The 916-nt window shown below is 65.6% G+C and carries 1 pseudogene; it reads right to left on the reverse strand.

Annotated elements, in window-relative coordinates:
• A pseudogene (locus EN893_RS35740) lies at positions 1–884 on the reverse strand (ATP-dependent DNA ligase); the annotation flags it as partial.
• Positions 885–916 lie beyond the last annotated feature (32 nt).

Here is a 916-nt window from a genome sequence, read left to right on the forward strand (position 1 = left end):
CGATTCAGCCGTTGCTGCAGATCCGAGAAGGTTCCCGTCGCCTCCCGGGGATCGCCGACCAGCAATTCGCCGTCCAGCGTTGCGGAAAAATGCATGGCCTCGGCGAGGTCCGGAAAGGCACCGGAGACATCGTCGCCGGTGCGCGAATAGAGCCGGCGGATACCGCCCTCGGCCGTCGCCTGGACACGGATGCCGTCCCATTTCCATTCGGCGGCATAATCCGCGGGATCGAGCTTTTCGAGATCGCCGTCACCGACCGGGTTCGACAGCATCACCGGGCGAAACAATGCCAACGCCGTGCTTCGTGGTCTTTCGGCCTTGCCTTCCAGCCACGCGAACAGCGCTGTGTAAGGCGGTGACAGCCCGTGCCAGAGCTCCTCGATCTCGGCCACGTCGACCTTGCCGAAATCGGCCAGCGCCTGTTTGGCCAGCCGCGCCGACATGCCGATGCGCAAGCCGCCGGTGACCAGCTTGATGATGGCAAAGCGCGCCGAGATGCCCGCGCTGTCGAGCAGCCCGGCCAGCACCTTGGGCCCGTCGGAGCGGCTTGCCGCCTGCAGTTTGGCCACGACTTCGCCCAGCGTCGGCTCGCGGTTCGCGATGTTTCCGGGCGTTTGCGGCCAGACCAGCGACACCGTTTCGGCGAGATCGCCGACATAGTCGTAGGAATAGCCGAACAGCACCGGATCCATGCGTTCGGTGACCAGCATGCGCAGCATCGCCGGCTTGACCGCGGCGATGTGGAGATCGCCGGTGATGGCAGCCAGCGCCAGCCCGCGATCGGGATCCTCGACGCTGCGGAAATAGTCGGTCAGCAAGGTCAGCTTGCCGTTGCGCGACGGCGTCAGCACCAGGCGGTCGAGAAGCTCGGCGAAGCGGTTCATGGCTTCAATCGCCCTCGTCCTCGTAGCCGACC

Source organism: Mesorhizobium sp. M7A.F.Ca.CA.004.04.2.1 (assembly GCF_004022825.1).
In the GTDB taxonomy this organism is placed as follows: domain Bacteria; phylum Pseudomonadota; class Alphaproteobacteria; order Rhizobiales; family Rhizobiaceae; genus Mesorhizobium.